The organism is Halodurantibacterium daqingense (genome assembly GCF_042666235.1).
GTDB lineage: Bacteria > Pseudomonadota > Alphaproteobacteria > Rhodobacterales > Rhodobacteraceae > Halodurantibacterium > Halodurantibacterium daqingensis.
Window position 1 is genome coordinate 1 of sequence record NZ_JBHTFQ010000001.1, and the last position, 13,870, is coordinate 13,870.

Consider the following 13,870-nt stretch of genomic DNA (forward strand, 5'->3'; position numbering starts at 1 on the left):
TTCATGGATGCCCTCTCGTTTCTCTTGTGACTTCAGCATCACAAGCTTGGCGCACTTCGACGCCGTTGGGGAGAGAGCGGCATCCACCCCATCTCCACCCCGGGAAAGGCCGGTGCCGCCGCTGCGGCGATCGGGCATGACGAAGGGCTGATCTTCCGCGCGGTGGGCGACACTCTGGCGCTGTGCCCGCCGCTGATCGTGACCGAGGCACATGTGGCCGCGATCCTCGAACGCATGGGCCGCACATTGGAGCGCACCGAAGCCTGGATCCGCCAGGAAGCCGTGACCTGAGCGCATGGGCTGCGGCCCTGGCCGCAGCCCTTCCTCAGTTCACGATGAACTCGGCGTGAAGCGCCTTGGCGGCACTGATGCTCTTGAGGATGTCGATCATGTCGCGCGGGGCGACGCCCAGCGCATTGAGCCCTGCGACTACTTCCGAAAGCGATGTTCCTTCCGTGACCTCGGCCAGACCGACGCCCTGCCCCTGATCGATTTCGGCCCGGCTGCGGGGCACCACGATGGTTTCCCCGCCGGAGAAGGGATTGGGCTGAACAACCAAGGGCGCTTCCTCGACCCGCAGCGTCAGGTTTCCCTGCGAAACCGCGACACGCGAAATGCGCACATCCGCCCCCATGACGATGGTCCCCGATCGCTGGTCCACCACCACACGGGCGCGTTGCTCGGGCTCCACACTCAGATTCTCTATCCGGCCCACGGCATGCGCCGCGGATGCCTGCCGTGTGGCGGGAATGTCGAGAAGCACCGTCCCCGCGTCGAGCATTGCCGCCACCGGACGGCCGAAGGCGCCGTTGATCGCCTGTTCAATGCGGCCCGCAGTCGTGAAATCCGGTTCGCGCAGTGCAAGACGCAGTTGCCGCAGGCTGGCAAAGTCGAAATCGAGTTCGCGTTCGACCCGCGCCCCAGAGGGGATCACCCCCGCCGTCGGCACGCCCTGAACGACGCTGGCGGCCTCGCCCTGCGCCGAGACACCCCCCGCAAGGATCGAACCCTGTGCAACAGCATAGATCTGACCGTCGGCACCGGTGAGGGGGGTCATGATCAATGTGCCACCCAGCAGGCTTTTGGCATCGCCAATCGCAGATACCGTCACATCGATCCGCCCCCCGGCACGGGCAAAGGGTGGAAGGGTCGCCGTGACAAAGACCGCCGCGACGTTCTTGGGGCGGAGCTGTTCGCCGGTCACGTTGACACCAAGCCGTTCCAGGATATTCGACATGATGTCTTCCGTGAAGGGCGCGTTGCGCAAGCCGTCACCCGTCCCGTTGAGGCCCACGACCAGGCCATAGCCGACCAGATCGTTGCCACGCACACCATCAAATTCCACCAGATCCTTGATCCGGATGGGCCCGGCCAGCGCCATGGCCGGCACCAGACAAAGCCAGAGCAGCAGAATGCGCCCGATCATCGCAGGAAATCCGCAAGTGACAGGCGCGACATCCGCGCCGTTACCGCGTAAAGGGTTTCAAGCTGCGTCTGGGCTGCCTCGAGCTGCGTGCCGGAATCGAACTGATCCACACCGATCTGTGCCTCACGCGCCTGTGTCAAGGTGGTTGTCTCGACACCATTGCGGACCACAGCTGCTTCGACGCGCGATTCCGCAAGACCAAGCGTTGCCCGCAGTGCGCTGAACGGACCCTGGTTCGACAGCAGCGATTCCCCCGCTGCCTTGGCAAGCTCTGCCCGCTGTGCCGTCTGCCCGGCAAGATCAGGGTGATCCAGCAACGCTCCCAGGGCCAGGGCGGACAGCATCTTGCCGATTGCAGGATCCGCGGCCGTCATGGTCAGCTGGATGGATTCCGTCTCGCTTATCGTGAAGGATGACATCGGCTGGGCGGAACCAAGATAGGCATTCCCTGCCGCGAACCAGGTTTCGACCGTTGCCCGGAAATCGGCCAGCGAAGCCGCCCCTGTCGTCGCGGCGGTCAGCGCCGCGAGAATATCCTCGGCCGGAAGCAGTGCGGGGCCAGCCGTCGCCGCCCCGGCAAGCAGCGTCCGACCCGCGACCTGCATGTTCAACGCGGAAACGGCTGTCGCAAAACGGTCCTTGGCCGAGAGCGTGGCCGCATCAAGCGAGCTGTCCTGGCCGAGGCTTGCCACCGACAGCATGACATTGCCCACGTCAACGGCCATGGCCTGGGTCGTGTCCAGCGCATTCTGAAGTGTCTCGGTAATCAACGTGGCCTCGGTTGCGGCCATCTTGAAGGCTTTCAGCCGCTCCAACCCGCGTTCGATGCCCGCCAGCGTGGTGAAATCCCCCTTTACGCGCGCGCCGGGATCAATTGCCCGACCCGTCGCGAGTTCGTTGCTGTGGCGCAGAAGGCCAGCTTTCACATCCGCCATCTGCTGACGAAGAATGATATGGCGCGCGAGATCGCCCGTCGGAAGAATGATCATGTTACAACCTCAGCAGTGCTTGCATCATTTCGTCGGCAGCCTGGATCACCCGCGCATTCGCAGCATAGGCCTGTTCGATCAGCAGAAGGCGTTGAAGCTCCTCGTCCGTATCAACGCCCCCTTGCAGTTCGGCCAGCCGAAGCGTGCCCACCCGCGCCGCGGCAAAACTTGACCGGGTTTCCGACGTCTGCCGCTCGGCCGCGATCAGCGAGAGCATTTCGGCCGCGAGCCCCGAAAAGCTCTTGGCGGTGGAGCCGAACCCCCCCGAGGCAGCAGGGCCCGTGGCCGCGAGGGCCGCCCCCAGCGCACCTAGGATCGTGCCGTTCCCGACGTCGCCTGGTGCTGCGGCGCCGATACCGTCACGCAGGCGCCACAGCGCCCCGCCCTGGGCGGGATCGACTGCCCCGTTCAGGCGCAGTCGGGCAGCGAGGCCGACCTCATCGGCTGGATCAAACGGGCCGCCCTGATCGGTGAACAGGCCGGGGGCACCCGCGCCAAGGCTCGGATCCACCGAGGGATCCGACAGGCGCTCCAGCAGGTTGCGGGCAAGCGCATCAAGCTGCACCTGAACGTCGACTGCCAGGTCGTCGCGAACCGCGAAATGTGCCGAAAGGCTGCCGCCCTCAAGGCTGCGCGCGGCCGGAAAACCGTTGATCGTCACGCCAGACAGCGCCCCCGATGCCAATGTCATGTCGGCCGTGATCAGACCGGCAGCCGCGAATTCGATCTGGGCCGGCCTTCCATCCAGAAGGAGTGCGCCGCCAGAGGTGATCAGGGCGATCTGGCCATTGTCGCGCGCCACCTCCTTTACCGGCACAATCGAGCTGATCTTGTCGACAAGCTGCTGGCGCTGGTCCAGAAGCGCGCTGACATCGCGGCCGCCCAGCCCGGTGGTCGCGATCTGCCGGTTGAGGTCGGCGATCATGACCAGAGATTCATTCAATGTCTTGACGTCTGTCGCGATGGAACGGTCGGCGTCTCCACGTGCAATCTGAACGTCGGTGGAGATCGCATGAAAGTGTTGGGCGACATCCTTGGCCGCCGAAAGCACATTGGCAAGCCGCGCATCCGATTCGGGGCGCGCCGAAGCCTCGAGCAGCGTTGCCTCAAGCGCCGCAATTCGTGCCGAAAGCGACGAGGCATCATCGGGGGTCCCTATCTGGGCCTCGGTCTTGCGCAGAAAGGCTAGCGTCACCGACGCCTCGCCCGACGCGGCGACAGCGACCCGACGATCCGTCAGAATTGCCTGGTTCAGGATTCGCTGAATTCCGTCGATCTGCACGCCGGATGCATCCCGGGAGGACAACATGAGTTCGCGGCGCGCATAGCCCTCGGTCATCGCATTCGCAATGTTGGACGACACGACTTCAGCCGCGCGCGAGGCCGCGTTCAAACCCGACATCGCATTTGACAGTGAGGTGGTAATGCTCATTCCTTGCCCCCTTTCGGCTCAGGATGCGGTGGTGGCTGCTCAGCGCTTGATGTTGGTGGTTTCCTGCAGCATCTCGTCCACCGTCTGGATGACCTTGGCGTTCGACGAATAGGCCCGCTGCGTCTGGATCAGCTGCGTCAACTCGCCGGCCACATCGGTTGCTGACTCCTGCCGGGCGTAGCCGCGCATGCTTCCCGTCGGGCCGTCACCTGCGTCCCACAAATAGAAACCGCCGCTGGCATTGGTGACGGTGAAGGCGCCGCCATCCACCGCACGCAGCCCGTTCGGATTGGGCACGTCTGCTACCGGCACCTGGAAGATCGGGCGGCTCGATCCGTTGCTGTAGAGTGCGTAGACGATGCCGCTGTCATTGACCTCGACACCTGTGAGCGTGCCCACCGCGTATCCGTCTTTCGCGATGATCAACGGGGCGAAACTGTCCCCGAGCTGCGACATGCCACCGGTCTGGCCGATGCGGCCGATGGCGAGGTTCATCGGCCCGCCCGCGACATTGATCACCAGTTCGCCGGTTGCTGCATCATAGGTCCCGCCGGACAGCGCTGTCACCGAGTCGAGGCGGCCACCCCCGCCGCGCGTATCATCAAAGGTCAGCGTGAACTCCCCGACGATCGCACCGCCGGAAGCTGAATCGCGGATCGTCATCGTCCAGGTGTTGGACGACCCGGTTGCGGGCACCGTTGGCTCGTAGCTGATCGACAGCGCTTCGGAATTTCCGAGGTTCCCGAAGTATTCCACAGCCAGCCCCTCGATCTGGCCGGCCGCGCCCGCGATCGTGCTGGTCGCGGGCAGGTTCACGCCCACTTCAACGCGGGTTGTCGGTGCGCCTGCATATTCGTTCATGGCAACACGAACCGGCATCAGCGCCGCCGAAGTGTCGCGCGGAACCTGCGGCAAGGCGCCATCCGAATCAAGCGGCCAGCCAAGCAGGACAAGCCCGGTATCCGTGCGCAAGACGCCCTCGGCATCCGGACGGAACGAGCCGGTGGGCATCAGCATGAGCGGATAGTTCCCGGACATGTTGTTGACCGCGGCATAGCTGGTGACCGGCAGCATCCCGCGGCCCGCAATCGCAAGATCGGTGGCATTGGTGGTCGAAATCAGCGATCCGCCGCGATCCACAAGCCGGGATGAGGTGACCGCGACCCCCCCGGCCGTATATCCGCCGGTCCCGCTATTGATGACCATGGCGTGGAAATCGGTTGTCGCGCGTCGATAGCCATAGGTCGCCGAGTTGGCGATGTTGTCAGAGATGGCTGCCAGGCGCGCCGCATTGGCGTTGAGCCCGGCCACACCGGCATTGAGGGAGGAGGAAATCGTCATGCTGCGCCTTTCTGCTGCATCGTCTCGGACAGGCGCAGATTGCAGACGAGGGTTTAAGATCACCCTAACGGCTGACGACTTCTCAACGACGAAGCAGAACGACCTCCAGGCGGTTGTTGCGGCTGGCCATGGTGTTGCGCAGGACGGGGTGACGATCGGCAGCGCCGGTCACACGCTGCATACGCGCCTCGTCAAGCCCCGCGCCGGCAAGAAGCCTCCGCATCGCCTGAGCCCGTTCCGTGGACAGATCCCAGGCAGGATTGCTGCGCATCACGATCGGATAGGACCGCGTGTGCCCCGTCACCGCCACACGGTTGCGCACCAGCGCGAACACCTCGACCAGCATGGCTGAAAGCGCCTCGGTCACGGCGGTGGGTTCAGCGCTTTCGCCCTGGAAAAGCGGCGCATTGTCGAGGTCGAACAGCTCGATGATCAGACCTTCGTCGCTGATCCGCGTCACGACATGGCGCAGGAGCTGTTCTGCCATCATGCTCTCGCCCGATTTCGCAAGAAGGGCATCCTCAAGCGATTCGAGCTGTTCCTGCGTCAATTCCTCGGTCGCTGTTTCATCGGTTCCGGTCTGCCCGACTGCCTGCCGATCGCGCGCGGGCGACAGGCTGGTCGCCCCCCGCCCCGCATTCGCCATCGTTCGTTCCGAACGGGCGTCGTCGCCACCCATCACCCCGTCACCACCGCCGGACGTCCGGCTGAGCGGAATGGACGGATTGAAGAAATCCGCGATTCCATGACGTTGTTCTTCCGTTGTCGCACTGATCAGCCACATCAGCAGGAAGAAGGCCATCATGGCCGTCACGAAATCAGCATAGGCAACCTTCCACGCCCCCCCGTGGTGTCCGCCGCTGATCACTTTCTTCCGCTTGATGATGATCGGCGCTGCATTTCCCAATGCGGCCATTCCACCACCTCACTTTCACCCGAGATCAGCCTTAGGCCTCAGGAATGAACAAGGCCTTAACGGCCGAATTTGAACAAGTTGAGACCAGGCAGGCGTGATCTGCCGCCGCCGGGCATGGCCTGCGGGCACCGACCGCGGAACCTCCGACCGCCGAGAAAGGCGCGCCTTTGCCCAGGAAAGGCCAGTATTCGACCGTGCCATGAAGCCCTTGCGAAGATGGGGCGGCGCCATTACGGCCACGTCCGGGGCCCTCCGCCCTGTCCCACCCCGGGATTCAACTGCACGATTCGCGTCATGACGCGCGGGCTCCGCCGGTGCACCTCTTGCAGATCACCGGCCACAGCCGCCGGACACGCCGTGAGAGCGAGATTCTTCGCGCGCCCTTCCCCTAAACGGAGCCCTTCATCGGCCTCTGGCCGCCACCCCCACCAACCGGAGCGACCGGACCCTCGCGCGCCCATGCTCGGCCACGGCCGGCAGGATGTGATGGAGACCGAAGCGGAAAGCTTCGGCGCAGCGGATGCAGAACACCGGCGGCCCTTGTGTAAACAGGCCTTCCAGCGGCATCCCGAAGCGCACCTCCCGTGGCATTCTCGCCAGGTCGCACCACGATCCGCTGATACGCACCATTCATGAGGTCATGAAGCACCAACCAGCCTCGGTCCCGTCGTCCTCCTACGGAACCCGACGATCCGCCGTTCATCTGAATGATCCCCACCCCCGGAGTCACGGGGTCACCAGCCCTTCGCCTGGGACCTCCGTTTTCCTCCCAGTGATCGATCGGCCCTGCTGTCAACCATTTGGCATCGACTCCCGCAACGATTGTCAACCGCTTCAGTACGCAGTATCGTGGCATTGCCCCGCTTCGGCACAAGCTGAGCATCCGGGCGGCTGGGTCGCATTGCCGATCTGCCCTTGGGGCCTAACAAGTTGGCCTTGATAACCCGGACGAACAAATATGTTCCTCGCGCAGGCCTGCTTCAGATGCCGCGGAAAATCGGACACACAGAGAGCCATTCGCCGATCGAGTTTGTCAGATGCAGTCTTGTGCTCTGGGCGTCAAGAGCGCCCGGACATCAGGATGAAAAGGCATAAATTCCTACGAAGGCGATACTGAGGAACCCTTTTCAGGTTGCCTCGGGGCAGGAAGTGGTGCCGCTGAAGGGACTCGAACCCCCGACCCCATCATTACGAATGACGTGCTCTACCAGCTGAGCTACAGCGGCCCGGTTCTTGCCGGTGCGGCGCCTGATAGCACCATCGCGGGCGAGTGTGTAGCCCTAATTTGCAGCTTTTTGCGGCTCGGCATCGATCACGCCCTCGGCCTCTGGCGCGGCGGAGTCCGGCGTGCCGACGATCAGCGGCAGCATCTCGGTCTGGGTCGCGCTGGGGCCGGTACCTTCAGGCGGTTCGGACCAGCTCAGCGTGTCGAAGCCGCCGCAGTTCTCGCAGATCGGCACCCAGTGACTGTGGATGTTATGGCAGCTGTCACAGGTCCATTGCGGGCCCCGCGATGCGGTCAGCGCCTTGGCCAGCCAGCCGCGAACCACAGCATCATCCGCGCCCTCGCCGCGTTCGATCGCGGCCATGATGGTCAAGACGCGGGCGGTCGGATGCCGCTCGACCAGGTCGCCCAGCGCGCGTCGGGCTGCAGGGAAATCCTCGGCGGCGATCTGCAATTCAGCCTGCAAAAGGCGCGTTTCCTCATGCTCGGGCCGGAGGGAGGTGAGGGCGGCGAATCGCTTCAACCGTTCGACCGGTGTTTCATCGGGCGCGATCTCGGCAAAGGCCGCGGCCAGATCCGGGTGGGGGCGGGCCTCCCAGGCCTTGCGCAGCACCCGCGCGGCATATTTCGGCTTGCCCTCGGCAATATAGCTGCGGGCGGTCATGGTCGCTGCGGGAATGAGATCAGGTGACAGCTTGTTGGCGGCGATCGCAGCTTCGCGGGCCTCGATGCTGTTGCCCTCGGCAAAGACCTCGCGGGCTTCCTGAAGGGCGAGAACCGCATCGCGGCGGCGATAGACATCGCGCGGCAGCGCGCCGGCCTTGACCTTGGCCTGCAACGTGGCGCGCGCGCCCTTCCAGTCTTCGCCTTCCGCCTGCAGCTTCAACAACAGGTCCTGGGTTTCCACATGCCGCGGCTTGAGCGCGAAAGCCTTCTTGGCCAGTTTCATGGCAGTCGCCGTATCGCCCTCGGCCAGACGCTGCTTCATGATGCCGCGGATGGCAACGAAACGGGTGCGATCATCGCGCAGCAGGGCCTTGTAGGCCTCTTCGGCACGCTGGGTGTCGCCCACAAGCTCGGCGGCCTGTGCGGTCAGCAACCGGGTAATCTCGGGCCGCTCCAGGTAGCGGTCGGCCTTCTCTGCCTTGCGCAGCGCCGTGCGCCCCTCGCCAGCCGCCAGCGCGATCATGCCATCCGCAAGGGCCTGAAGCCCCTTGCGTTCGCGGCTGCGGTCGAAATAGCGCGAGAGCGCGGTTTCATCGCCGTTCAGGAACCGCAGGCTGGCGACCAGAAGCCCGACCAGACGCAGCAGGATCCACAACAGAACCATCAGAAGCAGCGCAACGATCACTGCCTGCAGAGGCCCGAGCGTGAATTCGGTATTGGCGACAGCAATGCGCATGCCGTCATCGGAATCGGTCAGGAGAGCGGCACCGTAGCCCAGCACCGCAACCGCCGCGACGAACAAAAGGATCTTGACCAGTGACCAGAGCATGCGGACGTCCTCAGTTCGGAGAAAGGGCGGCGGAGAGGGTTTCAAGCGCCTCTTCCGCGGCAATGCGGCTTTCCGCCTGCACGCGCCAGGGGGCAAGGGCCTGCTGCCCCGCCTCGGGCAGCGCGTCCAGCTCGGCCAGCGCCTCGGCAAGGGCGCCGCGGGCAAGATGCGCCTCGGCACGCGACAGGACAGCATCGGGATCGTCCCCTTCACGCGGCGTCAGGCTGCGCATGCCAAGCTGGACTCGCAGGAAGCCGGCGAGACGATCCTGCAGCGCCTCGCCCGAAGTGGCAGGAAGGGCAGCCGCAAGGGCAGCGCGCGCCGCAGCCGGGAAGGTTTCGCGCAGTTCGGCGCGGGTCGGAACACCCTCGGCGGCAGACTGCAACGGGGCGGGGACATCGCGTCCCGCCTGGGAAAGCCGGGCCAGAGGCGCAGAAAACGCGGCCCCGCCCTCAAGCGCTGCGCGGATCTCCGACAGGGCCGCGCGCTGTTCGACCTGTTCGGCGGCCCGCGCGGCCTGTTCGGCGGCAGCCTCGGCCTCGGCGCGGGCGCGGGCTTCGGAACGGAAAGCCTCGATATCAGCCTGATCCTCCGACAGCAGGTCGCGCAGGGCGGCAAGCTCCTGTTCAAGCGCGGTCAGGTCGGGGGCGGCAGCTTCGGCGGGTTGACTCTCGATCTCCGCCAGACGCGCCTGAAGCGCCGCAAGCTGTTCCAGAAGCGCGGCCTGCCCCGCCTCGACCGACGACAGATCCGCCGTTGCGGCCGGGCGCTGCAACTCGGCCTCAAGCGCGGCAAGACGCTCGGTCTGCCGCTCCAGCGCCGCAAGCAAGGCGGCCTCGGATGTGTCTTGTGCCCCGGTATCTGCGACGGGGGCTTGTCCGGGCCAGGCGCCGGTTTCCGTCATGTAGTACCATGCACCGGCTCCAAGGGCGACTGCGACCGCAACGCCCAGCAGAAAGGCGGCAACTGCCCCGCCCCGGCGCCCGGGCCGCGACTGACGTTGCATGTCCGCATCTGGCGATGGCGGCATCTCGATCGCCGACTCGGCGGGCGGTTCGGGCAGGGCTCCGGGCGAAAGATCGGGCGGCGTATCGGCCTGCTGCGGCTGGACACCCTCCTGTTCCGAAACCGCAACCGTGAGCGTCTCGTGCAGGTCTTGCGGTTGCGACTCAGTCACGGATCCGGTCGCTGCACGGGGGACATCGGCCTGCGCGGGCTCAGTTTCAGGCTGCTGGTCCGGCTGATCCGGCGCAGTCGTCCCGGGGGGCGAGAGTTCGGCCTTGCCGCCCGCAGAGTCGTTTTCCTTGCCCTTGCCAGACCGTGCCACCAACCGTCCTCCTGAAGCCGCATTCGTCCCTACTTAGCCTGCCGACGGCCCTGTCTCAAGCCGCCGAACCCGCGACAAGTGCGCTTTCACAGGCGGCAGCCATGGCCTCGCCATCCGGCCGTGCGGCAACAACCGGCGTCTCGGGCGCAAGTTCCGCCCAGGTTGCCGCCGCCGCCGCGCTGATGGCAACCGGCAGAAGCTGCGCCTTTAGCCCCCCGCGAACTGCGGCGATCTGATCGGCCAGCAGCCTGGCCGACCGGGGCGAGAACAAGGGCACCACCAAGGGTACGGATTGCTGCAGCAGCGCCCGCGCCGCATCGTTCAGCGCAACGGGAACCTGATCATAGACAACCCTTTCGCGCGTGGGCAGCCCCCTTGCGCCGAGCAGGTCTGCCAGATGCTCCCGCACATGCACGCCCCGCAGGTGCAAAAGCGGCGTTGCCGGTTGGGCCGAGACCAGCAACGGCACCAGCCGCGCCGCATCGGGCGCCACCCCCCGCACATCATGCCCCGCCGCCCGGGCACGTTCCGCGGTGCGCTCTCCAACGCACCAGACCGGCAACCCCGGCGTCACCCGATCCACCGCATGCTGCGAGGTCATCACGAGCCCGGCAACATCGGCCGGCAACGGCTCGGGTGCGAATTGGTCGATGCGCAGCACCGGCGCGATCACGGTCCGGAAGGGAACGGAACAGCGCCGCGCAAGCTCGGCCGCAAAGCGCTGCGACTGCGGGGCCGGGCGCGTCAGCAACAGGGCAGGAAGCGTCATGGTGCCCACCGGGATTGTCTGCCAAGGCCCGCAGTGTTACCTGCGATGGCAGAGGCCCGCAACCGGCAGAGACATGCGCGACACGCTGACCCTTCTTGGCATCGAAAGCAGTTGTGATGACACAGCTGCCGCCGTGGTGCGCAGCGGACCTGCGGGAACGCAGATCCTCTCCTCGGTGGTTGCCGGTCAGACCGAGCTGCATGCCGATTTCGGCGGTGTCGTCCCTGAAATCGCCGCCCGCGCCCATGCCGAAAAAGTGGATCTTTGCGTGGAGGAAGCGCTGTCGCAGGCGGGCCTGCCGCTTGGGGCACTGGATGCCATCGCGGTGACCGCGGGCCCGGGACTGATCGGCGGCGTGCTGTCGGGGGTGATGTGCGCCCGCGGGCTTGCTGCAGGCGCCGGATTGCCGCTGATCGCGGTCAATCATCTGGCGGGGCACGCGCTGACCCCGCGCCTGACCGACGGGATCGCCTTTCCCTATCTGATGCTGCTGGTCTCGGGCGGGCATTGCCAGTTTCTGGCGGTCGAGGAAGTGGACCGCTTTACACGCCTTGGCGGCACGATCGATGATGCCCCCGGCGAGGCTTTCGACAAGACGGCCAAGCTTCTGGGCCTGCCGCAACCCGGTGGCCCCGCGGTCGAGGCCGAGGCCGCCACGGGCGACCCGCTGCGCTTTGCCTTTCCACGGCCGCTTCTGGACCGGCCTGGCTGTGATCTGTCCTTTTCGGGGCTCAAGACCGCATTGTTGCGGGCGCGCAATACGCTTGTCGCAGAACAGGGTGGCATCACCCGGCAGGACCGCGCCGATCTTTGCGCCGGGTTTCAGGCGGCAGTGCGGGATGTCCTGGCCGAAAAATCCCGCCGCGCGCTGGCACGTTACCTTGCGCTTCGACCGCCGCAGCCCGTCTTTGCCTTGGCCGGTGGCGTCGCCGCGAACCGGGCCATACGCGCTGCGCTTGAAGGGCTGTGTCAGGGTCATGGTGCGCGGTTCATTGCCCCTCCACTTGCACTTTGCACGGATAACGCCGCGATGATCGCCTGGGCCGGGCTGGAGCAGATCCGGGCCGGGATCCCGCCCGCCCCCTTTGCAGCGCGCCCCCGCTGGCCGCTGGACGAACGCAGCCCGGCACTCATCGGCTCTGGTCGCAAGGGGGCCAAGGCGTGACGGCGATCGCGATCATCGGCGCCGGAGCCTTCGGGACGGCACTCGCAGTCACGCTGGCTCAGCAAGGACCGGTGATCCTGTGGGCGCGCGATCTGCGCGACATGGCCCGGGATCGTGAAAACCGGGCGCGGTTGCCCGGGGTGCCCTTGCCGACCAGCCTGTCCCTGACGCAGGATCTCGCAGATCTGTCCGCCGCCAGCATCGTGTTGGTCGCCCTGCCGATGCAGCAACTGGGGGCCTTTCTTGCCCGCAACGCCACGCATCTAGACGGCCGAAGCCTGGTCGCCTGTTCGAAAGGGGTGGATCTGGCCAGCGGCAAGGGGCCAAGCGCGCTTCTTGCACAGGCCTGCCCGGGGGCCACGGTCGCAGTGCTGACCGGCCCAAGCTTTGCCGCCGACATTGCCCGCGGCCTGCCCACCGCGCTGACGCTGGCCTGCGCCGATCCGGTCGCTGGCCCCGCGCTTCAGGCGCAGCTTTCGACGCCCGCGCTGCGACTTTATCGCAGCACGGATCTCACGGGGGCGGAACTGGGCGGCGCGGTCAAGAACGTCATCGCGATCGCCGCCGGCATGGTGATGGGCGCGGGCCTTGGCGACAGCGCGCGGGCCGCCTTGATGACCCGTGGCTATGCCGAAATGCTGCGGCTTGCCGTCCATCTGGGGGCGCGACCGGAAACGCTGGCCGGGCTGTCGGGCCTTGGCGATCTGGTTCTGACCTGCACCTCGGACCTGTCACGCAACTTCCGCTTTGGCCGCGCGCTTGGCGCAGGCAGCGCTCCGGAAGAAGGCGCCACGGTCGAAGGTGTCGCAACCGCCCGGGCCATCACCGCACTTGCCCGCAACCGGGGCATAGACATGCCGATCACCACGATGGTCGCCGCCGTGGTGGGCGGTGAACTGACCGTCGCCGATGCAATGACCGCGCTGATGGCGCGACCACTCAAAGAGGAATGACATGCCGCTTTTCGCCCTTATCTGCCTCGACAAGCCGAACCAGCTGGACCTGCGCAAGGCCAATCGCGACGCGCATCTTGCCTATGTTGCCGAAACCGGCGTGGTCCAGCTGGGCGGGCCCTTTCTGGATGCGGCCGGTGACATGTGCGGCTCGCTCGTCATTCTCGAAGCCGAGGATCTGGCCGCTGCCGAGGCCTGGGCTGCGGCCGATCCCTATGGCGTGGCCGGACTTTTCGAGTCGGTGACGATCCGGCCGTGGAAAAAGGTCGTCGGCTGATGGCCTTCTGGCTGTTCAAATCCGAACCCGACAGCTGGAGCTGGGACCAGCAGGTTGCACGCGGCGCGGCAGGCGAGGAATGGTCGGGCGTCCGGAACTATGCCGCCCGCAACAACATGCGCGCCATGAAGCTGGGCGACCGCGGGTTCTTCTATCATTCGAACCAGGGCAAGGAGATCGTCGGCATCGTCGAGGTCTGCGCCGAAAGCGCCCCCGACAGCACGGCCGATGATCCGCGTTGGGATTGCGTCCACATCCGGGCGCTGGAGGCGATGCCACGCCCCGTGACGCTGGAAATGTGCAAGGCCGACCCGCGCCTGACCGAGATGGCGCTGGTCCGGACGTCCCGGCTTTCGGTGCAGCCGGTCACGGATGAGGAATGGCAGATCATCTGCGAAATGGGCGGCCTGCCGCAAGCCTAGCCGTGCATAGCGATGGGGGGCCCCCGACGGCCCCCCATCATCCCCCACGCGCCTTCACCACACGCGCGCCAGACAAGGCAAGGCCGTCCTGGCCATCCCTCAAGACTAGGGCGCAGGCGCCCTCTGCTCAAGC

13 protein-coding genes and 1 tRNA gene are annotated in these 13,870 nt (G+C 65.9%); 5 read left to right on the plus strand and 9 right to left on the minus strand.

The annotated features are described in order from the left end of the window. Positions 1–162: 162 nt before the first annotated feature. On the plus strand, positions 163–291 hold the full coding sequence (locus ACFQXB_RS00005) for a hypothetical protein (RefSeq protein WP_377397200.1): 129 nt from the start codon (positions 163–165) through the stop codon (positions 289–291). 34 nt (positions 292–325) lie between these two features. Here the strand turns inward: ACFQXB_RS00005 and ACFQXB_RS00010 are convergent, their stop codons facing one another. From ACFQXB_RS00010 to ACFQXB_RS00050, 9 genes are all read right to left on the minus strand, one after another. Continuing rightward, positions 326–1,426, minus strand: a complete 1,101-nt coding sequence (locus tag ACFQXB_RS00010) for a flagellar basal body P-ring protein FlgI (RefSeq protein WP_377397203.1) — start codon at positions 1,424–1,426, stop codon at positions 326–328. Beyond that, positions 1,423–2,415 carry a flagellin gene (locus ACFQXB_RS00015; RefSeq protein WP_377397206.1) on the minus strand — a complete coding sequence of 331 codons (993 nt, stop codon included), beginning with the start codon at positions 2,413–2,415 and terminating at the stop codon, positions 1,423–1,425. The genes ACFQXB_RS00010 and ACFQXB_RS00015 overlap by 4 nt, the downstream gene beginning before the upstream one ends. Position 2,416: 1 nt before the next feature. After that, positions 2,417–3,847 (minus strand): flagellar hook-associated protein FlgK, encoded by a 1,431-nt coding sequence (gene flgK, locus ACFQXB_RS00020; protein WP_377397209.1) that lies wholly within the window; start codon positions 3,845–3,847, stop codon positions 2,417–2,419. A gap of 39 nt (positions 3,848–3,886) precedes the next feature. Further along, positions 3,887–5,188 carry a flagellar hook protein FlgE gene (locus ACFQXB_RS00025; RefSeq protein ID WP_377397212.1) on the minus strand — a complete coding sequence of 434 codons (1,302 nt, stop codon included), beginning with the start codon at positions 5,186–5,188 and terminating at the stop codon, positions 3,887–3,889. Positions 5,189–5,270: 82 nt separating this feature from the next. Then, the gene (locus ACFQXB_RS00030; protein ID WP_377397215.1) at positions 5,271–6,104 is read right to left on the minus strand and encodes a flagellar motor protein MotB; all 834 of its coding nucleotides are present in this window, start codon (positions 6,102–6,104) and stop codon (positions 5,271–5,273) included. A gap of 1,150 nt (positions 6,105–7,254) precedes the next feature. After that, a tRNA-Thr gene (locus ACFQXB_RS00035) sits at positions 7,255–7,330 on the minus strand. Positions 7,331–7,384: 54 nt separating this feature from the next. Beyond that, the gene (locus tag ACFQXB_RS00040) at positions 7,385–8,824 is read right to left on the minus strand and encodes a heme biosynthesis protein HemY (protein WP_377397218.1); all 1,440 of its coding nucleotides are present in this window, start codon (positions 8,822–8,824) and stop codon (positions 7,385–7,387) included. Positions 8,825–8,834: 10 nt separating this feature from the next. Next, entirely contained in the window at positions 8,835–10,151 is a 1,317-nt protein-coding gene (locus ACFQXB_RS00045) for a COG4223 family protein (protein WP_377397221.1), read from the minus strand. Positions 10,152–10,206: 55 nt separating this feature from the next. Beyond that, positions 10,207–10,920: a uroporphyrinogen-III synthase gene (locus ACFQXB_RS00050; protein WP_377397224.1), complete on the minus strand. Its 714-nt coding sequence runs from the start codon at positions 10,918–10,920 to the stop codon at positions 10,207–10,209. A gap of 73 nt (positions 10,921–10,993) precedes the next feature. Between ACFQXB_RS00050 and tsaD the strand changes: the two genes are divergently transcribed. From tsaD to ACFQXB_RS00070, 4 genes are read left to right on the plus strand one after another with little or no spacing between them, the layout of a single operon-like run. Further along, positions 10,994–12,085 (plus strand): tRNA (adenosine(37)-N6)-threonylcarbamoyltransferase complex transferase subunit TsaD, encoded by a 1,092-nt coding sequence (gene tsaD, locus ACFQXB_RS00055; protein WP_377397227.1) that lies wholly within the window; start codon positions 10,994–10,996, stop codon positions 12,083–12,085. Beyond that, complete coding sequence (locus ACFQXB_RS00060; protein ID WP_377397229.1) at positions 12,082–13,038, plus strand: NAD(P)H-dependent glycerol-3-phosphate dehydrogenase; 957 nt, start codon at positions 12,082–12,084, stop codon at positions 13,036–13,038. The genes tsaD and ACFQXB_RS00060 overlap by 4 nt, the downstream gene beginning before the upstream one ends. Position 13,039: 1 nt before the next feature. After that, complete coding sequence (locus ACFQXB_RS00065; protein WP_377397232.1) at positions 13,040–13,315, plus strand: YciI family protein; 276 nt, start codon at positions 13,040–13,042, stop codon at positions 13,313–13,315. After that, a complete protein-coding gene (locus tag ACFQXB_RS00070; RefSeq protein ID WP_377399096.1) occupies positions 13,315–13,737 on the plus strand; it encodes an EVE domain-containing protein in 423 nt (140 codons plus the stop codon). Before ACFQXB_RS00065 ends, ACFQXB_RS00070 begins: the two co-directional genes overlap by 1 nt. The last annotated feature ends 133 nt before the right edge of the window (positions 13,738–13,870 follow it).

Bases quoted from the DNA above. Each gene is read 5' to 3' on its own strand.
- ACFQXB_RS00010 (WP_377397203.1), bottom strand. From the start codon at position 1,426: ATGATCGGGCGCATTCTGCTGCTCTGGCTTTGTCTGGTGCCGGCCATG.
- ACFQXB_RS00015 (WP_377397206.1), bottom strand. From the start codon at position 2,415: ATGATCATTCTTCCGACGGGCGATCTCGCGCGCCATATCATTCTTCGT.
- flgK (WP_377397209.1), bottom strand. From the start codon at position 3,847: ATGAGCATTACCACCTCACTGTCAAATGCGATGTCGGGTTTGAACGCG.
- ACFQXB_RS00025 (WP_377397212.1), bottom strand. From the start codon at position 5,188: ATGACGATTTCCTCCTCCCTCAATGCCGGTGTGGCCGGGCTCAACGCC.
- ACFQXB_RS00030 (WP_377397215.1), bottom strand. From the start codon at position 6,104: ATGGCCGCATTGGGAAATGCAGCGCCGATCATCATCAAGCGGAAGAAA.
- ACFQXB_RS00040 (WP_377397218.1), bottom strand. From the start codon at position 8,824: ATGCTCTGGTCACTGGTCAAGATCCTTTTGTTCGTCGCGGCGGTTGCG.
- ACFQXB_RS00050 (WP_377397224.1), bottom strand. From the start codon at position 10,920: ATGACGCTTCCTGCCCTGTTGCTGACGCGCCCGGCCCCGCAGTCGCAG.
- tsaD (WP_377397227.1), top strand. From the start codon at position 10,994: ATGCGCGACACGCTGACCCTTCTTGGCATCGAAAGCAGTTGTGATGAC.
- ACFQXB_RS00065 (WP_377397232.1), top strand. From the start codon at position 13,040: ATGCCGCTTTTCGCCCTTATCTGCCTCGACAAGCCGAACCAGCTGGAC.
- ACFQXB_RS00070 (WP_377399096.1), top strand. From the start codon at position 13,315: ATGGCCTTCTGGCTGTTCAAATCCGAACCCGACAGCTGGAGCTGGGAC.